General features: G+C 67.5%; 22 protein-coding genes, 1 tRNA gene and 1 pseudogene. 14 read left to right on the forward strand and 10 right to left on the reverse strand.

The features are described from left to right. Positions 1–24: 24 nt before the first annotated feature. Positions 25–3,114 carry a discoidin domain-containing protein gene (locus SOM39_RS12980; RefSeq protein ID WP_320458550.1) on the reverse strand — a complete coding sequence of 1,030 codons (3,090 nt, stop codon included), beginning with the start codon at positions 3,112–3,114 and terminating at the stop codon, positions 25–27. Positions 3,115–3,357: 243 nt separating this feature from the next. Between SOM39_RS12980 and SOM39_RS12985 the strand changes: the two are divergent. The 6 genes and pseudogenes from SOM39_RS12985 to SOM39_RS13010 all read left to right on the forward strand — a co-directional run bounded on the left by SOM39_RS12985 (position 3,358) and on the right by SOM39_RS13010 (position 9,425). Next, positions 3,358–3,578 (forward strand): annotated as a pseudogene (locus tag SOM39_RS12985) (hypothetical protein). A 22-nt stretch (positions 3,579–3,600) separates the two neighbouring features. Further along, positions 3,601–4,113 (forward strand): DNA-binding protein, encoded by a 513-nt coding sequence (locus SOM39_RS12990; RefSeq protein WP_320458551.1) that lies wholly within the window; start codon positions 3,601–3,603, stop codon positions 4,111–4,113. A 150-nt stretch (positions 4,114–4,263) separates the two neighbouring features. Continuing rightward, the gene (locus tag SOM39_RS12995; RefSeq protein ID WP_320458552.1) at positions 4,264–4,788 is read left to right on the forward strand and encodes a DUF3592 domain-containing protein; all 525 of its coding nucleotides are present in this window, start codon (positions 4,264–4,266) and stop codon (positions 4,786–4,788) included. A 90-nt stretch (positions 4,789–4,878) separates the two neighbouring features. After that, on the forward strand, positions 4,879–6,090 hold the full coding sequence (locus SOM39_RS13000; protein WP_320458553.1) for a helix-turn-helix transcriptional regulator: 1,212 nt from the start codon (positions 4,879–4,881) through the stop codon (positions 6,088–6,090). After that, on the forward strand, positions 6,087–8,285 hold the full coding sequence (locus tag SOM39_RS13005) for a hypothetical protein (protein ID WP_320458554.1): 2,199 nt from the start codon (positions 6,087–6,089) through the stop codon (positions 8,283–8,285). Before SOM39_RS13000 ends, SOM39_RS13005 begins: the two co-directional genes overlap by 4 nt. 114 nt (positions 8,286–8,399) lie before the next feature. Then, positions 8,400–9,425, forward strand: coding sequence for an aminoglycoside phosphotransferase family protein (locus tag SOM39_RS13010; RefSeq protein ID WP_320458555.1), 1,026 nt, complete (start codon positions 8,400–8,402; stop codon positions 9,423–9,425). Positions 9,426–9,444: 19 nt separating this feature from the next. Here SOM39_RS13010 and SOM39_RS13015 read toward each other — a convergent pair whose 3' ends face one another. Genes SOM39_RS13015 through SOM39_RS13045 form a run of 7 tightly spaced genes read right to left on the reverse strand, consistent with a single transcriptional unit; the run spans position 9,445 to position 15,889 of the window. Next, positions 9,445–10,332: a DMT family transporter gene (locus SOM39_RS13015; protein WP_320458694.1), complete on the reverse strand. Its 888-nt coding sequence runs from the start codon at positions 10,330–10,332 to the stop codon at positions 9,445–9,447. Positions 10,333–10,364: 32 nt separating this feature from the next. Then, entirely contained in the window at positions 10,365–11,414 is a 1,050-nt protein-coding gene (murB, locus tag SOM39_RS13020; RefSeq protein ID WP_320458556.1) for a UDP-N-acetylmuramate dehydrogenase, read from the reverse strand. Continuing rightward, complete coding sequence (locus SOM39_RS13025) at positions 11,411–12,466, reverse strand: quinone-dependent dihydroorotate dehydrogenase (protein ID WP_093534445.1); 1,056 nt, start codon at positions 12,464–12,466, stop codon at positions 11,411–11,413. The genes murB and SOM39_RS13025 overlap by 4 nt, the downstream gene beginning before the upstream one ends. A gap of 9 nt (positions 12,467–12,475) precedes the next feature. Next, positions 12,476–13,246, reverse strand: a complete 771-nt coding sequence (locus SOM39_RS13030) for a class I SAM-dependent methyltransferase (protein ID WP_320458557.1) — start codon at positions 13,244–13,246, stop codon at positions 12,476–12,478. A 7-nt stretch (positions 13,247–13,253) separates the two neighbouring features. Next, positions 13,254–13,538: a DUF4190 domain-containing protein gene (locus SOM39_RS13035; RefSeq protein ID WP_068851376.1), complete on the reverse strand. Its 285-nt coding sequence runs from the start codon at positions 13,536–13,538 to the stop codon at positions 13,254–13,256. A gap of 51 nt (positions 13,539–13,589) precedes the next feature. Further along, positions 13,590–14,357: an SDR family NAD(P)-dependent oxidoreductase gene (locus tag SOM39_RS13040; protein WP_320458558.1), complete on the reverse strand. Its 768-nt coding sequence runs from the start codon at positions 14,355–14,357 to the stop codon at positions 13,590–13,592. Next, a complete protein-coding gene (locus tag SOM39_RS13045; protein ID WP_320458559.1) occupies positions 14,357–15,889 on the reverse strand; it encodes an aldehyde dehydrogenase family protein in 1,533 nt (510 codons plus the stop codon). The genes SOM39_RS13040 and SOM39_RS13045 overlap by 1 nt, the downstream gene beginning before the upstream one ends. 180 nt (positions 15,890–16,069) lie before the next feature. Here SOM39_RS13045 and kdsA point away from each other — a divergent pair, with 180 nt between their 5' ends. From kdsA to SOM39_RS13070, 5 genes are all read left to right on the forward strand, one after another. Next, positions 16,070–16,915, forward strand: a complete 846-nt coding sequence (gene kdsA, locus SOM39_RS13050; protein ID WP_093534453.1) for a 3-deoxy-8-phosphooctulonate synthase — start codon at positions 16,070–16,072, stop codon at positions 16,913–16,915. 123 nt (positions 16,916–17,038) lie between these two features. Continuing rightward, positions 17,039–17,115 (forward strand) — tRNA-Arg (locus tag SOM39_RS13055). A gap of 186 nt (positions 17,116–17,301) precedes the next feature. Beyond that, on the forward strand, positions 17,302–17,424 hold the full coding sequence (locus SOM39_RS13060) for a hypothetical protein (protein WP_255220500.1): 123 nt from the start codon (positions 17,302–17,304) through the stop codon (positions 17,422–17,424). 249 nt (positions 17,425–17,673) lie between these two features. Continuing rightward, the gene (locus SOM39_RS13065; RefSeq protein WP_093534455.1) at positions 17,674–18,123 is read left to right on the forward strand and encodes a PA2169 family four-helix-bundle protein; all 450 of its coding nucleotides are present in this window, start codon (positions 17,674–17,676) and stop codon (positions 18,121–18,123) included. A gap of 155 nt (positions 18,124–18,278) precedes the next feature. Then, entirely contained in the window at positions 18,279–18,563 is a 285-nt protein-coding gene (locus SOM39_RS13070) for a hypothetical protein (protein ID WP_068851393.1), read from the forward strand. Between the two features lie 6 nt (positions 18,564–18,569). On the opposite strand, the gene SOM39_RS13075 is transcribed toward SOM39_RS13070, so the two are convergent. After that, positions 18,570–19,055: a GNAT family N-acetyltransferase gene (locus SOM39_RS13075; RefSeq protein WP_095363867.1), complete on the reverse strand. Its 486-nt coding sequence runs from the start codon at positions 19,053–19,055 to the stop codon at positions 18,570–18,572. Between the two features lie 143 nt (positions 19,056–19,198). Between SOM39_RS13075 and SOM39_RS13080 the strand changes: the two genes are divergently transcribed. Both SOM39_RS13080 and SOM39_RS13085 read left to right on the forward strand, forming a co-directional pair. Then, positions 19,199–19,927: an AraC family transcriptional regulator gene (locus tag SOM39_RS13080; protein WP_320458560.1), complete on the forward strand. Its 729-nt coding sequence runs from the start codon at positions 19,199–19,201 to the stop codon at positions 19,925–19,927. A 73-nt stretch (positions 19,928–20,000) separates the two neighbouring features. Next, positions 20,001–20,948, forward strand: coding sequence for a DMT family transporter (locus SOM39_RS13085; protein ID WP_095363865.1), 948 nt, complete (start codon positions 20,001–20,003; stop codon positions 20,946–20,948). Positions 20,949–21,010: 62 nt separating this feature from the next. On the opposite strand, the gene SOM39_RS13090 is transcribed toward SOM39_RS13085, so the two are convergent. Continuing rightward, a complete protein-coding gene (locus SOM39_RS13090) occupies positions 21,011–21,301 on the reverse strand; it encodes a hypothetical protein (protein WP_320458561.1) in 291 nt (96 codons plus the stop codon). On the opposite strand from SOM39_RS13090, the gene thrA reads away from it, so the two are divergent. Beyond that, positions 21,300–23,822, forward strand: a complete 2,523-nt coding sequence (gene thrA, locus SOM39_RS13095) for a bifunctional aspartate kinase/homoserine dehydrogenase I (protein ID WP_320458562.1) — start codon at positions 21,300–21,302, stop codon at positions 23,820–23,822. The genes SOM39_RS13090 and thrA overlap by 2 nt on opposite strands.

Below are 23,822 nucleotides of genomic sequence, written 5' to 3' on the forward strand. Positions count from 1 at the left end.
CGTGCAGCCGGGCAGGGCTTGGCTCTACCAGACTGCTTCCAGCGTCCGGAACGGCTTGCTGATCAGAACCCCTTTCGCATCAAAGTCCTGCACATCCCGCCCATCCACCCGCACCTGGGTGGGCCGCGTGCGCGAAGGCCACCACACCCGGACCGCAGCATCGTTCCGCAGGCCCTTGCCCAACGCCACCTTGAGCGTGTTGCCACGCTGCGCCGCGTCCATCTGCAGCGTCCCGAACGCCGTTGGCAACCGCTCCACCGCCAACCCGTCGCCCGCCAGCCACGACGGCGGCGTACCCGGCAGCAGCGACAGCGCATCGTCGTCTTCGCGCATCAACATGCCGAACAACGTGCGCCCGTACTCGGCACCAATCCACGTGTGCGGCATGTCGCCCAGGTAGCGCGGGAAGCGCAGCCGCGAGTGGACGACTTCCGCCAGCACCTGCCATTCCAGCGGCCGGCGGTCGCGCAGCAGGCCCTGCAGCAGTTCGTCTGCGGCGTCGGGCTGGTCCAGGTGCACGTAGCTGAGCACATTGCGGATTTCGTACGGCGTGTAGGCATACAGCGCGTCGGGCTGGTTGCGCTTGCGCACGTCTTCCAGGTAGCGCGCGAAGGTGGTGCGCAGGGCCTGCTCGGGCAGCACGTCCTGCGCGCCGGTGGGGTCCAGCGCGATCGAAACGCCGGTAGGGTCGCCATCGCCCAGGTCGGCGGAGGAGGGGATGAAGTCGATGCCCTTCCACGCCATGGTGGCGCGGATCGAAGCGGCCAGCGCGTCGTGCAGCAAGCGGTACTGTTCGCGCGCCCACGCGGCGGTTTCGTGATCACCCAGCGATTCGGCCAGCCACGCACCGTCGTGCCAGCCCTTCAGACCCCAGTAGTCGTCCCAGTAACTGTGGGTCGGCGAGGGGTAGCCTTCGTGACTGATCGACGGTGCCAGGATGCCGGCGAACCGCTCCGGTGCGGGCTGGCTGGCCATGTAGCCGGGCACCAGCGTGCGCTCGCGCAGCTCCTGCAGGAAGCGCAGGGCTGCTTTCACCTTCGGCAGGTAGGCGCGCACCGATTCCGGGCCACCGTCCAGACGCGCGACATCGGCTACCAACGCAACGTATTGGCCTTGGCTGTCGTATTCGATGTCCGAACCGAAGCCGGTGTTGACGCTGCCGTCGTTGTTGAGGATCGGCGAAACCAGGCCGTTGGCGTGCACGCCATGTTCGGTGTACCAGGCCAGGTAGTCGCGCGCGATCCGTGATTCGCCCATGCGCAGCAGCACTGCCGAGGTGGCCATGCCGTCGCGGATGAAGGAGCGGTTGTAGTTGCGCGGCCCCGGTTGCATCGCCGGGCCGGTCTGGTTGATCAGCATGTACGCTGCTTGGGCGCGCAGCATATCCACCAGCGAAGGGTCGGGCAGGCGCAGGCCGACCTGGCCCAGCCGCGTCTGCCAATCTCCGGAAACGCGGGTGGCAAGGCTGTCGAAAATCGCATCGGGATCGCGGCTGTTGACGCCGAACGCGATCGGCGGCGGCTCCGGAAGCGCGCCGTCGCCGTTGGCAGCCGCGGTACCCAGCGGGAACGCGACCACGACCGACTGGGTGGCGCCCGGGGCGAGGTCGATGCGGTAGGCGAGGGCGGCCGCGGCCAGGCCATCCGGGTCATCGGCGTGTTGCGCAGTGGGCAGTTCGCCTTTCGCCACCGCAGCGGTGATCTCGGTGCTGCCATCGGGGCCGAACGGCGCCACGCCTGAAGCATCCACCGGCGTCAGCGAATGCAGCAGTGAGCGCCCGTTGACCCGCACCGTGGTGCCGTCGATGGCCACCGAGCGGATCGGCGAGAGGCCTCCGTTCTGCCACGGCGGATTCATCTGCATCGGGCGCGTCACCAGCGACAGGCTGCCGGCGATGGGCGCAGTGCCCACGTTGCGCAGGCGGTGGCGCACCAGCGTGACCGGTTGCCCGCCCAGCTCCACGGCGAAGGCCTCGCTGTTCAATTCCAGGCCGCGTTGCGGTTTCCATGTCACCGACGGCATCGGCTTCCAACCGTCGCGCAGCGCGTGCCGCACTGGCTGGTCGGCGCCGCCGGCGGCGGTGCCATCGGCATTGCGCCAGATCGGCTGTACCAACGGTGCGCCCTTGAACGCCTCGATGTTGCCGTACTCGTCGAAGATCGATTTCTGCAGGCCGCCGTGCACGCCCACCGCCGTCCAGTAGGTCTGCTGCAGGTGCAGGGAGGCCGGGAACAGGGCCCGGCGCGCACCGTTGGCCGCGCTCTGGTAGCGCTTCATCGGCGTCATCACTGCCGCCGGACCGAGCAGGCGCAGGCGCGCGATCTTCGGCGCATCACCCTGCACCTGCAGGCGCAGCGCCTGTGCTGTTACCGGCGCGGTGCCGGCCAGCCAGCTCTGCTGCCGGCTGCCGGCCTGCGGGTCATGCGCGAGTTCGCTCCAGCGTCCGTGTGCATCCTGTACCTGAAGGCGCGCGCCGCCGTGTGCGCCTGCCCAGTCCACTGCCAACCCGGTGGTGGAGAGGGCCCTCGGCAGAGAGATCTCCAACACGTGACTGCCGTCCTTCCCGGCGGGGATGGCCACGGCGCTGCCGCCTTGCCACACGGCCGCTGCCTGGGTCGCGTCCAATCCGGGCATGCGTGCTGTCGCGCGCTGGTCCAGCGGCTCGAGTTCGAAGATGGACACGCCCCAGTCCGATGTCCGCTCAGGACTGGCCAGCCGCAGGTAGCGGGCCTGGCGCGGCGTGAAGTAGAGGGTTTCGATGCCGCCGAGCGAGTCGCGCATGGTGTAAGCGGTCTGCCACTGCGTTCCATCCAGCGAGGTCTGCAGGCTGTAGCCCTCCGGGTTTGAGACGTCCCAAGTGAGGCGCGCGCCGCTGAGCGTGCTGGTTCTTCCCAGATCCACCTGGAACCAGTGGCCCGGGCTGAACGCTCCCCCGGTGACGGTCTTGGGATCGCCGTCGATGAGGTGGCTGACCGCCATGGCCGGGACTTGCTGGGAGGAACTGCTGGCACGCCACTGACCAAGGTCAGGGAGGTCCTGGGCCAGGCTGGCCGGAGCGAAGGCCAGGCCGAGAACGGAAAGCAGCGCGGCGCGACGAGCGATGTGCAAACCCATCAAAAAGTCCTTGCCTGATATGCCTCGCCAATGAGGTAGCGCCAACGCTATCAGGCGCTGTAATCGGTTACACGACGCGATGCAATATCGGGACCCGCGTAAAGGTGCGGTACTCCACACATTCTTCACATAGAGGTGGAAGGAGTCCGCCCAGCAAAGCACGATCAGGACACCTGTTCACGGAAGAGGGTGATGGTTGTCAGTTGACAACTGCTGCCCGCACCGCCACACTGGAGCCGTCCGATGGCAAGACCGAAGCATCCAAAGCGGGAAGTAGAAGCTGCCATCGCGCACGCCGAATTGATGGGTTGGCGGGTAGTGGTTGGCGGGAGCCATGCATGGGGGCGCATCTACTGCCCCTTCAACGACAAGGACTGCCGCTGTGGTGGAGTACGCCGAAGAATCCAGGCAACCACGCAGACGCATTGCGTCGCGTCGTAAACAACTGCGCGAAGCGCAGGTGATCAATGTCCGAGGAGCAGGATCATGGAGTACATCTTCACCCTGAAGTACCAGTTGCCAGACGCCCACGGCGACCTGCAGGCGCTGGTTGAACAGCTCGGGGAGCAGGGGTGCGATGACGCCCTGGTCGGTACCGGATTGCCAGGCCGCATCGCGCTGGAGTTCACGCGTGAGGCCGGGAGTGCTGAGGCTGCGGTGCGCAGTGCGCTTGACGATGTGCGGCGTGCCCTGCCAGGCGCGACCCTGATCGAGGTGACGCCCGATCTGGTCGGCCTCACCGACGTCGCTGCCCTGGTAGGGGTGTCGCGGCAGAACATGCGGAAACTGATGCTGTCCCATCCAGACAGTTTTCCCCTCCCCGTACACGACGGCAGCACCTCGATCTGGCACCTGGCCGATGTCCTGGCCTGGCTGCAGGCACGCGGTGGCTATGCGTTGACCGCGGGCCTTGTGGAAGTTGCCCGGGCAGCGCTCGAAGTGAATGTCGCCAGGGAAGGGATGCGGCGTTCCCGGTCGAATCCTGCCGGAGCGAACTGAGCACCTGCCTGCCTTGACGAATCGTCAAGTGGTGCAGGCCGCGACTTGACGGGCTGCTGGTTCAAGCATGCCCGCGCTTTCCCCAGACTGGTTCACGAAGTCACAGCCACCCGGCTGCCGACGCAGTCGAACCATCAAGGGGAAAACCAGATGATCAGCATTCCTGTTTCAGACACCTCGCATGCCCGCCTGTCCCGCGCCTCGCGCTGGCTGTGCAGCATCGGCTACGCCTTCCTTGCAGTGTTCTTTGCCTGGTCGGCCCTCAGCGGACACCGCCAGGCCGAAGCCATCCTCAAGGATGCGGTGACCGTGCAGGCACCGGTACAGGTCGACCACATCGAGGAAAAGCGCCGCAAGGGGCGGGTGTCCTACCAGTACCACTTCCGCTACGACTTCAGCGTTGATGGCGTTGAGTACACCGGCCACTTCTCCACCTCCGAGGACAACGCCACGCCGTACCTGGGCGAAGCGCCGCAGGTCGACGTGGCTTACGCACGCAGCAACCCCGCGCAGTTCGATCGGCTTGATCGGCTCGAAGGCCAGAAAGGGCTGGGTTCGGTACTGGGCCGGGTGATCGTGGCGCTGGGCATGCTGGCGATCCTGGTCTTCGTGGTGCACCTGCTGGTGACGCGCAAGCTGTTCGTGCGCCAGGGCCCTGCGCTTCCTGCGGTCTGAGCCGGCGGCAGGCAGGGGAGCGCAGGCATGGTTGACAGTCCATACGGTCACGGTAGGGTGTGCGACTCTCTTCCGTTCTGGTCGTTTCCGATGCCTGCCCCTGAGTTCGCGGACCTGCTGTCTCGACACATGCGGCGGATCCGGGCCAGTGCCGGGGGGGTGGCCGCCGAAATCGGCATCAGCCGCGAGGCGGTCAACAACTGGCGGGCCGGCACCTCGCGGCCAAGCCGCCGGCACCGCGACCGGGTACTGGCCTGCGCCAATTACCTGCGCCTGACCGAAACCGAATGCAATGCATTGCTGCAGTCGGTGGGGTTCGAGCCGGAATTCCCGGTGGAGCCGGTATCGGCACGGGAAGAGCACGCCGATCCCGCCGTTTCGGTTCCGCCCACCGTCACCCGGTTGTTCGACCGGCTGCAGTTGCTGCGCCCGTATCCGGTGAGCCTGCTGTTGACCCAGGCCCATTGGGGGCAGCCCCCCGAGCGCGCGGCGATTCTCGTTGAAGCAGCCACACGCTATGGGCAGGCGCGCGTGCTGCACCTGCAGCCGCCGTTCCGCTCCGGCGAGGGCGACCAGGACTACTTTGCCTTGCTGGCCGCGCAGTGCGGGCTGGACGGCGTTGGCTCGGACGCCAGTTTCGAGATGGCGCTGGCGCGTCGGCTGCAGCAGCCCGGTGCGCTGTTCTGCCTGGTGAGCCGGTTCGAGCAGGGGGAGTCCGGGCCGCGCGACGTGCTGGCCGGCATCCTGCGCAGCCTCAGCGAAATGTACAGCGGCAAGCTGCACCTGCTGATCTGTGGCGGGGCCGCGCTGGCCGACCTGAAGTACCAGGGCGGCGATCTTTCGCTGCTCAACATCGCGGCCAGCGAGAGCTGGCCGGAGCTGGGAATCGAGGACATGCGGCGCAGTGCCCCTGGCATTGGCGATGACACGCTGTCGCGCGCGCTGCGGTTGTCCGGCGGGCATCCGCTGTTGGCGCAGGCGGCGTTGACGTTGCTCGTTGACACTACTGTCGACGATGAGGCGGTCACCGATACGCTGTCCAGCCATCCGCGCCTGTGGGAAGCGCTGGTACCGCTGTTGCGGGATGACGCGGCGCGTGCCGCCGTGCAGGGCTGGCTGGCACAGCCGGTGGTGGCGCCGGCGCGGCCGTACCTGGCCGATCCGCTGCTTCGCCACCTGTACTGGAACAACCTGCTGACCGCGCGCCCGCACCCGCAGGGGCACTGCCTGGAATGGCGCTGCGAGGCGATCCGCCGCGCCGTGCGGCAGGTGATCGATGGCATGCAGGTGCAGACCGCATGAGCAGGCCACCGCGCCGGCAGCCGGTACTGCGCTGGTGGTGGCTGCTGCTGGTGGCCGGCCTGACCTGGTTCGTCGGCAGCTACCTGTTCGTGCCCTGGCTCAACCCGGTGCAGCTGCTGCGCATGCAGCGCGACGGCGAAAGCATGATGCTCATGCAGCGGGCGAACATCGACATGATGTTCCTTCGCGAAGAGGCGTTGTCGTATTGGCTGCAGCATGAAAGCTGGCCGCAGCAGGTGCACGTGCCGGGCGTGCATGATCCGGAAGAAACGCTGGTGGTTGCCGAACTGCCGCAGCCGTTCGTGCTGCGCCTGCGCTTCACCGACCGCTTCCCGGCCAACAGCGGACTGCGCGGTGCGGTGATCGAGCAGACGCTGGAGCCGCGCACCCAGTACTGGCGTTGCCGCCCTGGCGATCCTGCGCCACCGTCACGCTGGTTGCCGGCCAACTGCCGGGCACAGGCACCGTGGGGCATCGTGCAGTGGCTGTCGGTGGTGCTGGGGCTGTCGGTGCTGGGCCTGGCCGGGCTTGGCATGCTCTGGTACTGGGTGCGACCGGCGGTGGCCGACATCGTGCGCGAGCCACAAGGGCTGCTTGCCCAGCCGTTGCAGGCATTGCCCGCCATCGACCGCCAATTGGGATGGCTGCGGCTCAGAGATCGCGTCCTGGCCGGTGCCGGGATCGCCACGGTGCGCTGGCGCGACGCGCTGCGCCACCTGCAGGCCACGCCAAGCACACGCGCATTGCAGCTGGCCGCGCGCATCGGTGCGATCGATGCGCCGGCAACGGGCTGGTCGCTCACCGGCCTGGTGCGCGAATGGACCCTGCCGGACAAGCTGCCGTTGGCCCTGGAACGGCTGTGGCTGTACCAGCCCGATCCGGCGTTGGCGGCCGATGCCATCGTGCAGCAGTTGCGCGCCATGCCCAACGGGCAGGACGTGGTGCTGGTGGTGAGCCCATCGCTGGCGGTCGATGCCGAACTGGCTGCCTACGCCGAGGATCCGGCCAACCTGTGCGTGTGCCTTGGCCAGGCCGCCCAGACCCGCTGGCTGCTGCAGCCGGGCGCGCTCGACGCGCTGGTCGGGCTGCTGGCCCGGCAGCTCCGGGTGACCCGCATCTCGCCCTACCAGACCCACGGCGGCATCACCCGTCCGGCGGCCTTCTTTGGACGCGAGTCGCTGCTGGCGCGCGTGCTCAACCGCGAGCCCGGCAACTACCTGTTGGTGGGCGGTCGGCAGCTGGGCAAGACAAGTTTGATGAAGGCCATCGAGCGACGCTTTGTCGGCCACCCGCGCGTGCACTGTGTGTATCTGTCGCTGCGCGATCATCGGCTGACAATGCGGCTGGCGCTGGAACTGGGCCTGGCCGAGGACACCGGGATCGATGCGCTGGTCGCCGAGTTGTCCGCGCGGGCAGCGGGGCGCGGCCTGCTGCTGCTGATCGACGAGACCGACCTGTTCCTGCGCGCGGAAGCGGCACAGGGTTATCCGCAGCTGGCGGCGCTGCGCGCGCTGAGCGAAGAGGGACGCTGCCACTTCATGCTGGCCGGGTTCTGGGACCTGTACGAAGCGGTCACCCTGGATTTCGCATCGCCGCTGCGCAACTTCGGCGAGGTGATCCATATCGGCGGGCTGGAACAGGACGCCTGCGTGGCCTTGGCGACCGAACCGATGGCGCGCCTGGGCGTGCACTTTGCCAGCCCGGACCTGCCGCAGCGGCTGGTGGCGGCGTGTGGTCGCCGCGCCAACCTGGTCGCCATTGCCTGCCAGCAGCTGCTGGGCCAGCTGGACCGTGGCCAGCGCGTACTGGATGCAACGCAGGTACACGCGGCGCTGGTGAGCGAGCCGATGTTCGATGCATTGGCCGGCTGGGCGCGGCTGAGTCCCGATCCCCTGGCGTGCCGTATCGACCGCATCGTGGTGTACCAGGTCGCCGGTGCGCAGCTGGTCGGCAGCGGCGAGCGTGGCATCACCCTGGTGGAACTATTGGCTGCATTCGATGCGGCGGGCGCGCGGGTCGATCCGGAGCAGGTCCGCCACGCCCTGGCACGGTTGCAGCTGGCGTATGTGGTTCGCCGTGACGCCGATGGGTTGCCCTACGTATTTGCGGTGCCGGTGTTCGTTACCCAGTTCCAGCGTGAAGAAGTGCAGGCACTGCTGCAGCGCGAACTGCAGGCGCTGGGCGCGGCGGTATGACTCCCGTATCAAGATAACGAATGAGAAATTACGTCTCTTCGTGACGCATTTCCCTGTGTGTATCGACGCGATTCTGGGATAGTGGTGCGATGTTCGTGCGCCACGGCGGAGTTGATGCTGCATCCACAGGATTTGTCTTCGTCGCAGATCGGCGCCGTGCTGGCCCAGGCCTACGGCCTGCAGGTCAGCCACGTCATGCAGCGGCCGGCGGGTGCCGATGCGGGCGCCACGGTGTACCAGGTGACCTCCGATGACGGCACGCGCTGGTGGTTGAAGTGCCGCCGCTATGCCGTGGCCGATGCCGTGTGGGAGGTCATGCAGCATTTGCGCTGCGCGCTCGGCCTGGACGAGGTGGTGGCCCCGCAGCCCGCGCTTGATGGTGCCCCGGCCACGTATGCCGAGGGCCTGCAGTGGACGCTGTTTGCCTATGTGGAGGGCGAGTCGGGGTTCGAAGTGGCCCTGTCGCAGGCGCAGTGGCACCGGCTGGGCCAGGTGTTGCGCCAGGTGCACGACACCGCGTTGCCGGCCCGGTTGGCATCCGGTCTTGCGCAACCGGGTTTCGACGATGACACGGCGGTGGAGCGGGTGGGGTCGTGGCTGCAGCGCGGTGATGAGCGTTGGCCCATTCCCGATGCCCTGGCGGAGGACTACCGGCGGGTCTGGCGGCAGCGGCAGGCGCGGGTGGCCGAGGTCTGGCAGCACTGCATGGCGCTGCGTGAGCGCCTTGCCGGGCAGCACTGGTCACGGGGGTTGTGCCATGGCGACCTGCACGCCGGCAACCTGTTGCTGCGCGCCGATGGTGGGCTGCACCTGATCGACTGGGACGACATGGTGCTGGCGCCGCGCGAGCGCGACCTGATGTTCGTCGGCGCAGGGGTGGGCGGTCGCTGGGGACGCGATGATCCGCCGCGGTTCCGCGAAGGCTATGGCGCGGTGGCGCTGGATCCGGTCCGGCTGGCGTACTACCGCCACTGGCGGATCCTGCACGACCTGCAGGAGTTCCACGACCTGCTGCTGGAGCCGGGTGCGGCCTCGCGTCCGCCCAGCCAGCGCCGCCAGGCGTTGCGTTTCATGGAGGAGCAGTTCGCGCCGGGCAACGTGATCGACGCAGCTGCCCGCAGTTGGGCTGCCGTGGCGTAGCGCGGGTCGTCGACCGTGCTTACTCGCCCGGCTTGGCGCCGGCCGTGGCGGCTTCGGATGCCGCGCGCCGCACCAGTACCGCCTCGCGGTGCGCGATGTAGGCATTGGCGGCAAGAATAATGCCCGCCCCGATGACGGTCCAGCGGTCCAGCGTTTCATTGAACAGCAGCCAGCCCAGCAGGCTGACCAGCGGCAGCTGCATGAAGCTGATCGGGGTCAGCGCCGACACTTCGCCCAACCGCAACGCGCGGGTCCACAACAGCTGGCCCAACGTGCCCAGCACGCCGGTAGCGGCCAGCCAGGTCCACGCAACGCCGCTGGGCCAGACCCAGCCGAACAGGGCAGGCACCAGCGACAGCGGTACCCAGAACACGTAGGTGTAGAACACCACGGTATCGGCCCCGTCCACGCGGGTCAGCTGCTTGATCTGGATGGCGACCAGCGAACTGAGCACGGCGGCCAGCACCGCCACCAGCACGCCCGGGCTGAAGGTGGCGGCGCCGGGGCGAACGATGATCAGGACCCCGATGAAGCCACAGACCACGGCCGCCCAACGGCGCGCGCGTACCTTCTCGCCAAGGAACAGCACGGCCGCGATGGTGACGAACAGGGGCGTGGAGTACGACAGCGAGATCGCCTGCGACATCGGCAGGTGGCCGATGGCCCAGAACGCACAGAGCATCGAGGCCAGCCCGATCAGGCTGCGCACGAAATAGCGGGGCAACTGTGTCGTGCGGAACGGCGAGCTGCCCGGGCGCAACAGGAACGGCAGCAGCGCCAGCAGGCCGAACGCGTTGCGGAAGAACGCCACTTCCTGGGTGGGCACGTAGCGGGTGGCATAGCGGATCGCCACGGCCATCAACCCGAAGGCCAGGGTACTGCCCAGCATCAGCAGCGCCGCACGCATCGGTGTCGGCGCGGGAAGGGCAAGCTGGACGGTCACCACTGTGCGCCGATCAGGCGCGGCTCCGGTTCGATGGGGACGCCGAATTTCTCCAGCACCGAGGCGGAAATGCGCCGCGCCAGCGCGAGCAGTTCGGCACCGGTGGCGTCGCCGTGGTTGACCAGCACCAGGGCATGCTGGGGCGCCACGCCGGCATCGCTTTCGCGGAAGCCCTTCCAGCCGCAGGCTTCGATCATCCAGGCGGCCGAGAGCTTGCGCCGGTCGTCCTGGTCGGCCGGGTACACCGGCAGGCCGGGGAAGTGCTGCAGCAGCACCTCCACCTGTTCCAGCGGCAGTACCGGGTTCTTGAAGAAGCTGCCGGCATTGCCCAGCACATCCGGGTCGGGCAGCTTGCGCCGGCGGATGGCGATCACCGCATTGGCCACGTCGGCGGCCACCGGCAGCTCCACGCCCATCGCCTGCATTTCCTCGGCAATGCCTGCATAGCCCAGGCGCAGGTCATGCAACAGGGGCAGGCGCAGTTCGATGGCGCTGATCAGGTAGCGGTCCGCATCGTGCTTGAAGACGCTGTCGCGGTAGCTGAAGGCGCACGCGTCGGCATCCAGCCGCACCCATTCGTTGTTCTGGCGGTCCCAGGCTTCCACCGCCTGGATGAACTCATCAACCTGCACGCCATAGGCGCCGATGTTCTGGATCGGGGCCGCACCGGCCGTGCCGGGAATCAGCGCCAGGTTCTCCAGCCCCGACAGGCCGTTCTGCAGCGACCACATCACCAGCCCATGCCAGTTCACGCCGGCGCCGGCACGCACCACGGTGTGGTCGGCGCGGTGTTCCAGCACTTCGATCGAGCGGTTGGCGAATACCAGTACGGTGCCGGGCACGTCGTCGGCGATCAGCACGTTGCTGCCGCTGCCCAGTACCAGCAGGGGGTGGCCGGCGACCTGGGGCAGGGCCAGCACATCGGGCAGCAGGGCCGCGTCGTGCAGCTCCAGCAGCTGTTCGGCAACCGCGTCGACGTGGAAGGTGTTGAGGGCCTTCAGCGAGGCGTTTTCGGTCAGTGACCAGGCAGGCATTGCAGTACTCATAGGGGGGCCACCGCGCCACGGCTCGGTGCTTCGCGGCGTCGGCGGATCGCCTCCACGCAGTCGTGCACCAGCGCCGGGCCGCGGAAGATCAGGCCGCTGTAGCACTGCACCAGCGCGGCACCAGCAGCCATCTTGGCCACGGCATCGGCACCGGACAGGATGCCGCCGACACCGATCAACGGGGTGGATTCGGGCAGGCGCGCGCGCAGGCGGCGCAGCACCAGGGTGGACTGGCCCAGCAGCGGCGCGCCGGACAGGCCGCCGGCTTCGCTGGCATGCCGGTCGGCGGCAACCGAACTGCGGTCAATGGTGGTGTTGGTGGCGATCACTCCGTCCACCTTCAATTCGCCCAGCACGCGCGCTGCGGCATCGATGTCGCGGTCGCTCAGGTCCGGGGCGACCTTGACCAGCATCGGAACGCGCTTGCCATGCTTGGCCGCCAGCGCTTCCTGGCTTTCGCGCAGCTGCGAAACCAGCTGGCGCAGCGCGGTTTCTTCCTGCAGTTCACGCAGGCCGGCGGTGTTGGGCGAAGAGATGTTGACGGTGATGTAATCGGCCAGCGGGTACACCTTCTGCAGGCAGTGCTGGTAATCGTCGAACGCCTGCTCGTTGGGAGTGTCCTTGTTCTTGCCGATGTTGATGCCAAGCAGGCCGCTGCGGCGCTGCGCGCGTTCAACATTGCGCACCAGTGCATCCACGCCGAGGTTGTTGAAGCCCATGCGGTTGATGATCGCCTGGTGGGCGGGCAGCCGGAACAGGCGCGGCTTGGGATTGCCTTCCTGCGGACGCGGCGTGATGGTGCCGATCTCCACGAACCCGAAGCCCAGCGCGAACAGCGCGTCGATGTGCTCGCCGTTCTTGTCCAGGCCGGCGCCCAGACCGACCGGGTTGGGGAAGTTCAGCCCGAACACGTTGGTCGGCAACGGGGCCGGGCGGCGTGCCAGCAGCGGCGTGGTGCCGGTACGGTAGGCGAGGTCCAGCGCACTCAGGCCCAGGCCATGGGCGCGTTCGGCGTCCAGGGAAAACAGGAAGGGTCGGGCAAGCGAGTACATGGCGTCCAGTCAGTCCAGCGTGCCGATGAAGGCACGGGTTTGGTATTCAAAAGCGATTTTGCCATCGACCGCGTGCGCATCGAACAGCTGCTGCAGCGCGTCCAGCATGGGGGCGTGGCGCGGGTGGCCCAGCGGCGGGGCATAGGACGACGACAGCAGGCGACCGCGCAGGCCGTCGGCATCCATGTACTGCGCGTTCGGGAACCGGGCGGTGCCGCGCAGGCCCGGGCCGAACCACGCGCGCATGGCATCGTCATCCTGGTAGCGCTCAGCCACCTGGGTGTAATCGGTGCCGAACTCCAGCAGCAGCTGTTCGTAGCCGACCAGGAACGGCGAGGCGTCGAGCAGGCGCGAGTTCCAGAACACCAACGCAAGGCCCTGCGGGTGCAGGATGCGCTTCCATTCCGTGCGCACCGCATCGGTGTCGAACCAGTGGAAGGCCTGCGCCGCTGCGACCAGGCCGACGCTGTCGTCGGCCAGCGTGGTGGCTTCGGCGGTGCCGTCCACCAGCTTCAGGCGCAGGTACTCGGCGGCCAGCAGCTTCTCGGCCGCCTCGCGCATCGGCGCATTGGGTTCCACCGCGATCACCGGATGCCCGGTGGCCAGGAACAGGCGTGTGGAGATGCCGGTGCCGGCGCCGATGTCGGCGACCAGGGTTTCGGTGGGCACGCCCATCTCGCCATGCACCCAGTCCAGCAGCGCCGGTGGGTAGTCGGGACGGTAGCGGACGTAATCCGCCACGCGGTTGCTGAAACGTCCGGTTGCGTCCGATCCGCTCATGGGCACCTCACGATTGCAGGGAAACGAACCAGGCCAGCCCGCCGAAGAACAGCACGATGGCCAGCAGCGCCAACAGGCTGCCGATCACCACCACCCAGCCCATGATCAGGCCGGCCAAGGCCAGGCCATCGCCTTCCAGTTCCAGCGGGCGGCGGCGGATTTCGGCGCGGGCCATGTGCCCGGTGACGATGGCGACCACGCTGCCCAGGAAGGGAAGGGCGGTCCAGCCGAGGATGCCGGCGATCAGGCTGATCAGGGCCATGGCGCTGGTTTGGCGGGGCGGGAGGCTCATGCGGCTCCTGGGGGAAGGTGGGACAAGGGAATCATAGGGCCAGCGACGGGTTTATCCCATCAGGACCTGGCCGCCATCGACATTCAAGGTATGCCCGGTGATCCAGCGCGCCATCGGCGAGCACAGGAACAGGGCGGCATCGGCGATTTCCTGCGGCTGCCCGAAGCGGCCGAACGGGATCCTGGCCAGGGTGCCGTGGTAGAGGTCGGGGTCCTGCTCGCGCCGGCGTGCCCACAGCCCGTCCTCGAACTCGATCGAGCCCGGGGCAATGGCATTCACCCGGATCCGGTGCGGGGCGAGCGCCAACGCCTGCGAGGTGGTGTAGTGCATCAGTGCGGCCTTGGCGGCGCCATACGGGGCGGCGCCGGGGCGCGGCTGCTGGGCGGCGATCGAGGCCAGGTTGAGGATGCAGGCCTCGGGCGACTGCTTCAGCCAGGGCAGGGCGAGGCGGGAGGCACGCACCGCCGACATCAGGTCGACGCCGAGGCTGGCTTCCCAGCCGGCTTCATCGTCGCTCATGCCGTAGCCGGTGGCGTTGTTGATCAGCACATCGATACCGCCGAGGGCATCGGCGGCACTGGCCAGCCAGTGCTCGATATCGGCCAGGCGCGAAAGATCGGCCACCGCGGTGTGCAGCGACAGTCCCTGGGCGGCGGCGTCATCGCGCAGTGCGGCCAGGCCGGGTTCGCCGCGGGCGCACACCGAGACACGGGCACCGGCAGCGGCAAAGGCCAGCGCCATCGCGCGGCCGATGCCTTTGCTGCCACCGGCCACCAGTACGCGGCGGCCGGTGTAATCCAGGCTGGGGCGTTCAACCATCACAGGTCGAATTTGATGCCCTGGGCCAGCGGCAGCGAATCGGAGTAGTTGATGGTGTTGGTCTGGCGGCGCATGTAGACCTTCCATGCATCCGAACCGGACTCACGGCCACCGCCGGTGTCCTTCTCGCCGCCGAACGCGCCGCCGATTTCCGCACCAGAGGTGCCGATGTTGACGTTGGCGATGCCACAGTCCGAACCGGCTGCCGACAGGAAACGCTCGGCCACCTTCAGGTTCTGGGTGAAGATCGACGAAGACAGGCCCTGCGGCACGCCGTTCTGCATGTCGATGGCTTCGTCCAGGGTGCTGTACCTCATCACGTACAGGATCGGCGCGAAGGTTTCGTGCTGCACCACTTCGTCGCTGTTCTTCAGCCCGGTGACAATGGCCGGCAGCACGAAGTTGCCGGCGCGGTCGATGCGGGTACCGCCGGTTTCGATGGTGCCGCCGCTGGCCTTGGCCTTTTCGATCGAGGCCAGGAACTGCTGCACGGCGCTGTCGCTGTTGAGCGGGCCCATCAGGTTGGCCGCATCGGTCGGATCGCCGATCTTGCCCTCCACCTGCTTGTACGCCTTGACCAGCGTGGCCAGCACGTTGTCGTAGATGGATTCATGCACGATCAGGCGGCGCGTGGTGGTGCAGCGCTGGCCGGCAGTGCCGACCGCGCCGAATACGATGCCCGGGATGGCCAGCTTCAGGTCCGCGCTCTCATCCAGGATGATGGCGTTGTTGCCGCCCAGTTCCAGCAGGCAGCGGCCAAGGCGGTGGGCAACCTTTTCGGCGACCTGGCGGCCGACCTGGGTCGAACCGGTGAAGCTGATCAGCGGCACGCGCTTGTCGGCCACCAGCTTCTGCGACAGCTCGGTGCCGGCGTCGTTGACCAGGAAGAAGATATCCGGGAAGCCGGCGCCACGCAGTGCTTCGTTGCAGATGCGCATGGACGCGATGGCGGTCAGCGGCGTCTTGTTGGACGGCTTCCACAGGCACACATCACCGCAGATCGCGGCCAGGAACGAGTTCCATGCCCACACGGCGACCGGGAAGTTGAACGCGCTGATGATGCCGACCAGGCCCAGCGGCTGGTACTGCTCGTACATGCGGTGGCCGGGGCGCTCGGAATGCATGGTGTAGCCGTACAGCATGCGGCTCTGGCCCACGGCGAAGTCGGCGATGTCGATCATCTCCTGCACTTCACCGTCGCCTTCCGGCTTGCTCTTGCCCATTTCCAGCGCAACCAGCGAACCCAGCGCATCCTTGTTGGCGCGCAGCGCTTCGCCGCACAGGCGAACGGCTTCGCCACGGCGCGGGGCCGGGGTGGTGCGCCACACCTTGAAGGCTTCCTGGGCACGGGCCACGATGGTTTCGTAGTCGGCGTCGGTGGTGGCGTGCACCTGGGCGATGGCCTCGCCGGTGGTCGGGTTGACCGAGGTGATCACGCCCGCGCTGGTGGCCGACGACCACTCGCCGTTGCCGAGGTAGGTGCCAGCGTTGGTCGCGTCGAGGCCGAGCGCCTTGAGCAGGTCAGAGGACATGCAAACTCCTGTTGCGGATCGAAAAGGGCGCAGCCGCTGGCAGGGTGGGGGGTGCGGCGTGCAGACCCGCCATTCTATCAGGAGCGCCCCGCCGGCATTGCCGCAGCGCCACACGGCGCCGCCCGCCCGGTCGCGGCGGCCGCTAGAATGGACACCATTGTTCGCCCCCCAGGAATCTGAATGAACGTTACCGTTGCAGAAGGCGTGGTCGTCGGGAACCGTCTCCCGTTCGTGCTGTTTGGCGGCCTGAATGTGCTCGAAGACCTCGATTCGACCCTGCACGCGGCCGAACACTTCACCAAGGTCACGGCCAAGCTGGGCATCCCGTACGTGTTCAAGGCTTCGTTCGACAAGGCCAACCGCTCTTCGATCCATTCCTTCCGCGGCGTGGGCCTGGACGAAGGGCTGCGCATCTTCGAGGAAGTGAAGCGCCAGCTCGGCGTGCCGGTGATCACCGACGTGCATGAAGTCGCCCAGGCCGCCCCGGTGGCCGAAGTGGTCGACGTGCTGCAGATTCCGGCGTTCCTGGCCCGCCAGACCGACCTGGTGGTGGCCATCGCCCAGACCGGCCGTGCCGTGAACATCAAGAAGCCGCAGTTCCTCAGCCCCACGCAGATCAAGCACATCGTGTCCAAGATCCGCGAAGCGGGTAACGAGAACATCATCCTGTGCGAACGCGGTTCGCAGTTCGGCTATGACAACCTGGTCGTGGACATGCTCGGCTTCCGCGAAATGATTGAATCCACCGGGGGCCTGCCGGCCATCTTCGATGTCACCCACAGCCTGCAGCGCCGCGATGCCGGCAGCGAGGCCTCCGGTGGCCGCCGCCGCCAGGTGGCCGAACTGGCCCGCTCGGGCATGGCGCTGGGCCTGGCCGGCCTGTTCCTGGAAGCGCACCGCGACCCGGACCATGCCCGTTGCGACGGCCCCAGCGCCCTGCCGCTGAGCGCGCTGGAACCGTTCCTGGCCCAGATCAAGGCCGTGGACGAGCTGGTCAAGGGCTTCGCGGAGCTGGAAATCCGCTGATCCGGGCGTACCCGTGCGGCACCATCGGCCTTGGTCCTGTCGCTGAATACCGGTATCCTTCACCGCTGCATGCACGCAAGGTGCATGCAGCCTGCAGCCAGGCTGCACGCCTGGCCGGCACATGGCCCCGTAGCTCAGCTGGATAGAGCGTCCCCCTCCTAAGGGGAAGGTCGCCCGTTCGAATCGGGCCGGGGTCACCATCACGTCCCGCAGGACGCTGTCTGCACGCTTCCCTCGCTGTCCATTGACGAACCACCTGTCAGGGTTGCTTCGACGCCACCGAAGGAACCCCCATGTCGACCTTGGACAACCGTCTCGAATTTCCGTGGCAACCGGTTGCTCAGGTGCCTGCGCCCGAGCCGTCTCCTGCTGCACCGGAGCCGCCGATGGAAGAGCCGCCTCTGCGCGAGCCGCCGGTCACCGAGCCACCCAGCGAAGCGCCGCCCGAAGGTGATCCTCCACCGGCGGAGCCGCCGCTGGAGGCGCCGGTTCCTTCCCGCCAGGAATGACACGCTTGTTGCTGAGACGCCGCATTCAATGCGGCGTTTTTTGTTGTGGCGAGGATGTGTCGTACGCCGACGTGATGGTGCTGTCGCGGTGCGAACACGTCCTGACGACGCCAGCTTTCCATGGCGCAGACAACACTTAACGCCGCATTTTCCGAGGGCTCAAAGGTCACGCCGACTTCATTGCAGTTGCGGAAAAGTGGACTCACCCCGACACGGGTCAACACGAAATTCTTTCAGGAGTAGAAATCAGTGAGCACCGAATCCAAGACCGCGCATACCCTCAACGACATCATCGAGATTGCCCGCGATGGCCAGGACTTCTACACCGAAGCGGCCGACAAGGTAAAAGATGCTGAGCTGTCCGCGCTGTTTACCAAGATTGCCGGCGTCAAGTCGCAGATTGTCACCTCGCTGAGCAGCACCGTTGCCGCCACCGGCGCCAAGCCGGCCGAGCATGGCACCGTGGTGGGCTCGATGCAGCAGTTCTACGGCAAGGTCCGCGCCACGCTGGGCGATACCCAGTACGGCTACGTTGCCGAACTCGAGGAATCCGAAGACCGCCTGCTGAAGGCGTTCAAGGACACCCTGACCGACAGCGACACCCCGCCGGCCGCCCGCGCGGAAGTCAGCCGCCTGCTGCCGCTGGTCCAGGAAACCCACGACGTGATGCGCAACCGCAAGCACGCCATGAAGCACTAACCGGCCGCGGCGACCCCGGTCGCCCGTCCTGTAAGCAGACGCCCCGGTTCAGCCCGGGGCGTCTGCGTATCGGCCGGCGAAGCGACTCCACACACCCGCGTACGGCCCTGTCGGATATGGTGCATACTCGATCACAGTTACCGGCGGAATTGCTCATGGAACACATGCGTTGGCTCACGCTTCGTCTTGGCAATAACCAGTCCATCGGTCCTGGCGTTCTCAAGGACCTGTGGTCCAACGCGTGCGAGACGAACCAGTCGTCGGTGACCCGCGATACGGACGGCCGCTCGACCGCCTATGCGCTGCACGCGCCCACTTCGCTGGCCTACCCGAAGCGGGCCGAGCTGCGCATGCGGGAGCTGCTGGAAAAAGCCGGTTACACCTTCACCATGGGCTCGCTTGCCGATCGCCCAGCGCCGCAGCCGGTGCGCTTCCGCTGAGCCAGGCTACCTTGCCTGGCGGGCGAGGGGCAGTACCCGGCGCATGATGCGCACCGGCACGCCCGTGCGATGTGTCTGCCGCTCCAGTGGCTCCCAGCCGAGCTGCGCATACAGGCCACCATCATCGTGCTCGGTCTGCAGGAACACTTCGCGCACGCCGTAGCCCTGCGCTTTCTGCATCAGTGCCGCGATCAGTTCGCTGGCGAGCGCATGGCCACGATGCGACGGACGCACGTAAACGCCACCCAGCCAGTGCAGCCGCTCGGGGCGTTCAGTGCGTTCATGGAATTTGAGCTGCGCGGCAGCAACGGGCACCTCGTTGTCGGTGGCCATCAGCAGCACGGGGAGCTCGTTGTCGTGCAGGAACACTTCCAGCCGCTGCTGTTCGTCTTCCAGCGTCCAACCGGGCACGCGGTGGCCCCAGGTGTCGAAATACCAGCGTGCAACAACGGGCAACAGGTGCGGTGCATGGCTCAGGGTCAGAAACGGCATCGGGTACTCCCTGTACGGCGCGACGGTACTTCCCATGACTACGCCCCCGTTATACCACTGGGGTATTGGCCCCTTGCCGTGACGCGTTGCAGGTTTTGAGAACCGCGCGCAGACTTGGATCCTCGGTCACGCCTGCGCTCACAATGTCTTCACCCGCGTTCAACCTTCGCCGCTATGGCCGCTCGTCCAGCGTGGACCATCACGCGTTCGCGCAGTGGGTAGTGCCGGTGCGGGGTGAACTGGCGTTCGAGCTGCAAGGACATGGCGCACGCTTGGACCCCATGCAGGGCGCCTTCGTGGCGCCCATGGCCGGGCATGCCCAGACCGCCGGTGATGACGACCGCTTCCTGATCGTGGACTGCCCGGCGGAGATGTTCGACGACGACACGCTCGAACGCCTGCATCGCCAGCCCGTGCTGGCCTTGCCAGTGCAGGTGCGCGCGATGGCACAGCGGGTGGCGGGCGCTGCACACGAGCGGGTCAACGACGACACGGTCCGATGCGAATTGCCCGGACTGCTGCAGGCGTTCTCGCTGGCCGGCAGTGCAACACGGCTGCAGGCGGTCTGTGCGCGCATTGAACGCGCACCCGGACAGGCGTGGCCGGTGGAGCGCATCGCCAGTGAGGTCGGGGTCAGCAGCAGCCGGTTGCATGCCGTGTTCCGCCAGGCGTTCGGGCTCAGCCCGCAGGCCTGGTTGAGCGCCAGCCGGTTGCGTTGGGCGCGCGGGCAGCTGGCTGCGAGTGATGCGTCCATTGCCGACATCGCCCAGCACGCCGGTTATTCCGAGCAGAGCGCATTGACCCGCGCACTGCGCCGGGAGTGGGGCATGACCCCGGCCGATTACCGCCGTCGCTTCCGGTACTCGCAGTAGCCTGGGTCAAGATCGTCCGCCGCGTCGCGCCTACACTGGCGCAGTCTTTTTGTTGCCGGGCGCATGGCTGCTGATGAATCGTTCGATGGGCGTAGGTATCGCCAATGGCGTGGCTGCCGGGGCGCTGTGGGGCGTGGTGTTCCTGGCGCCGGCGGTGCTCAGCCATTTCAGTGCCGTGCAGCTGTCGGCCGGGCGCTATCTGGTCTATGGACTGATTGCCGTGGTGCTGCTGGCGCCCCGCTGGCGTGAGCTGCGCGAGCGGATCGGCATGGCCGAATGGCGTGGCCTGCTGTGGCTCAGCCTGGCCGGCAACCTGGTGTACTTCGTGCTGCTGGCCCATGCGGTGCAGTGGGCGGGCGGGGCGGCGGCGTCGCTGATCGTTGGGCTGATTCCCGTAGTGGTGACGGTGGCGGGCGTGCGCGAGCAGGGCGCAGTGCCGTTGCGCCAGCTTGCGCCCGCACTGACGCTGTGCCTGTTCGGGGTAGGCCTGGTGGGCTATGAGGCGCTGCAGTCCGAGCATGCGCAGGGCTCGGCCAACCAGCGCCTGCTCGGCCTGCTGTGCGCGTTTGGTGCGCTGTTTTCGTGGGCGCTGTACTCCATCGGCAACAGCCGCTGGCTGGCGCGGCGCCCGGACATTTCCGGCCACGACTGGTCCTTGTTGACCGGCGTGGCCACCGGTGCGCTGGCGCTGCTGCTGGTGCCCAGCGCGTTTGTCGTCCCAGGTCCCGCACACGCGCCAGTCGACTGGATGTGGTTCTGGGTCATCAGCGCGGGTGTGGCCGTGGTTGCCTCGGTGTTCGGCAACGCCTGTTGGAACCGGGCCAGCCGCAACCTGCCGCTGACCTTGACCGGGCAGATGATCGTGTTCGAGACGCTGTTCGCGCTGCTGTATGGATTCGGCTGGCAGCGGCGCTGGCCGACCCTGATGGAATCACTGGCGATCGTCTGCCTGGTCTCCGGGGTGCTGTTGTGCGCGCATGCACACCGGCCGCCACGCGCGGTGGCCGAGCACGCTGGCTGATTCCGTTGCGCGGCCTGGATGGTCACATTCGCAACTTTTTGGCCGATGATGCCTGCTGTTCGTCACGTTTGACTTTTTGCGGTGCAACACTTGACAAGCACCCGGTCGGCGTAGTTTTCTTGGTCCATGGTCCTTGCCGCCGCCACCGTCACGCTTCGCTCCACCGCCCTCACCGGCGGCATGCGCAGCGTTGCCCTGGCCACCGGTACCACCACCATTACCACCGTCACCACTCGCCTGGTGCGGCCCGTCGTCTTCGCGTAATTTCCGAAAACAACGGCCCCGCACCAGATCAGGTTGCGGGGGATCTCCTTCAGCCTGATTGACGCGGGGCCTCGAATCGAGGTCAGCATGTCTTCTGTCGCCGCTTCACCCGATGCCCCTGCATCGCCTGCCTCCTCCGCGCCGCTGCGCGCGGCCACCTCGACGGTCGTGCACAAGTTCGGCGGCACCTCCGTGGCTGACGCCGACCGCTATCGCCACGTGGCCCAGCTGCTGCTGGCCCGTGACGAAGCGGTGCAGGTCACCGTGGTATCGGCGATGAAGGGCGTAACCGATGCGCTGATCGCGCTGGCCGGTGCCGCTGCCGACAACGCGCCGCAGTGGCGCGACGACTGGCATGCGCTGCGCGCCCGCCATCGCGGTGCCGCCGTTGCGCTGCTGGGCGAGCATGCAGGTGACACGGTGGAATGGCTGGATGCGCGCTTCGACCACCTGGCCGAGGTGCTGGGCGCGCTGGCGGTGATCGGTGAGCTGCCCAGCGAGGTACTCGACCGCGTGCAGGGCCTGGGGGAGGTGTATTCGGCGCATCTGCTGGGCCACTACCTGCGCAGCATCGGCGAGGACTGCGCCGTGCTGGATGCGCGCGAGGTGCTGGTGGTGGACCGTGGCGAACTGGGCGTGGACGTGGACTGGGTGCAGAGCGCGCAGCGTCTGGCGGTATGGCGCGACGCGCACCCGGCGGCGCGCGTGGTGGCCACCGGGTTCGTGGCCCGCGACCGCCGCGACCGGGTGACCACCCTGGGGCGCAACGGCAGTGACTACTCCGGTGCGATCTTTGCCGCGCTGTTCAACGCCGATGAGCTGCATATCTGGACCGATGTAGACGGCGTGCTTTCGGCCGACCCGCGGGTGGTGCCCGAAGCCGTGCAGCTGGAAGCGCTGAGCTACGATGAGGCCTGCGAACTCGCCTATTTCGGGGCCAAGGTGGTGCACCCGCAGACCATGTCACCCGCCATCGAGCGCGGCCTGCCGATCATCATCCGCAATACTTTCCATCCGGACCATCCCGGCACCCGGATCACCGCCGAACGCACCAGTTCCGGCCCGATCAAGGGCCTCACCCTGAGCCCGGAGCTGGCGCTGCTGAACCTGGAAGGCACCGGCCTGATCGGCGTGCCCGGCACGGCCGAGCGTGTGTTCGCCGCGCTGCGCAACGCGCACGTGTCGGTGGTGATGATTTCGCAGGGCTCATCGGAACATTCCATCTGCTGCGTGGTGCGCCAGGCTGAAGCGCAGCGGGCGCGCGATGCGCTGCTGCAGGCGTTCGCGCACGAACTCGGCCTGGGCCAGGTGCAGCGCGTGCAGCTCACCGACAATGTCAGCGTGCTGGCGGCGGTGGGCGATGGCATGGCCGGGCAGCCAGGCGTGGCCGCGCGCCTGTTCGAATCGCTGGGACGTGCGCAGGTGAACATCCTCGCCATCGCGCAGGGCTCCTCCGAACGCAACATCTCGGTGGCAGTGGACAGCCGCCACGCGACCAAGGCGCTGCGCGCGGCGCACGCCGGGTTCTGGCTGTCGCCGCAGACCTTCTCGGTCGGCGTGATTGGCCCTGGCAACGTGGGCGCGGCATTGCTTGACCAGTTGCTGGTCGCCCAGCCCACCCTGCTGACGCGTGCCAACGTGGACCTTCGCGTGCGTGCGGTGGCATCGCGCAGCCGCATGCACCTGGATGCGCGGGGCGTGCAGGGCGATTGGCGCGCTGCGCTCGCCGGGCAGGCCCAGGCGACAGACCTGGACCAGTTCACCGAGCACCTGCTGTCGGCGCACCTGCCGCACGCCTTGATCGTCGACTGCAGCGGCAGTGCCGATGTCGCCGACCGCTATGCCGGCTGGCTGGCGGCCGGCATCCATGTGGTCACTCCCAACAAGCAGGCCGGCGCCGGCCCGTTGCAGCGCTACCACGCCATCCGCGAGGCGGCCGCTGCCACCGGCGCGCGGTTCCGCTACGAAGCGACAGTCGGCGCGGGGCTGCCGGTGATCACCACGTTGCGCGACCTGGTTGATACCGGTGATGAAGTGCTGGCCGTCGATGGCATCTTCTCCGGCACGCTGGCCTGGCTGTTCAACAAGTACGACGGTCAGGTGCCGTTCTCCGATCTGGTCGCGCAGGCGCGCGGCATGGGCTACACCGAACCGGACCCGCGCGACGATCTGTCCGGCGTGGATGTGGCGCGCAAGCTGGTCATCCTCGCGCGTGAGGCCGGCCGTGAACTCAGCCTGGAACAGGTCAGCGTGGAAAGCCTGGTGCCCGAAGCCCTGCGCCAGGCCAGCGTGGACGACTTCATGCGCGGGCTGGCATCGGTGGACAGCGTGTTCGCCGAACGGCTGGAACAGGCGCGTGCACGCGGCGCGGTGCTGCGTTACGTGGCGCGGCTGTCGGCGGATGCAGCGCAGGTGGGGCTGGTGGAGCTGCCGATTGGCCATGCGTTTGCCAACCTGCGCCTGACCGACAATGTGGTGCAGTTCACCACGCGTCGCTACTGCGAGAACCCGCTGGTGGTGCAGGGCCCCGGTGCGGGCCCGGAAGTGACCGCTGCGGGCGTGTTTGCCGATGTGCTGCGGGTCGCGGCGGGTGAAGGAGCGCGCCTGTGA

It is taken from the genome of Stenotrophomonas sp. CFBP8994 (assembly GCF_034044835.1).
In the GTDB taxonomy this organism is placed as follows: domain Bacteria; phylum Pseudomonadota; class Gammaproteobacteria; order Xanthomonadales; family Xanthomonadaceae; genus Stenotrophomonas; species Stenotrophomonas rhizophila_A.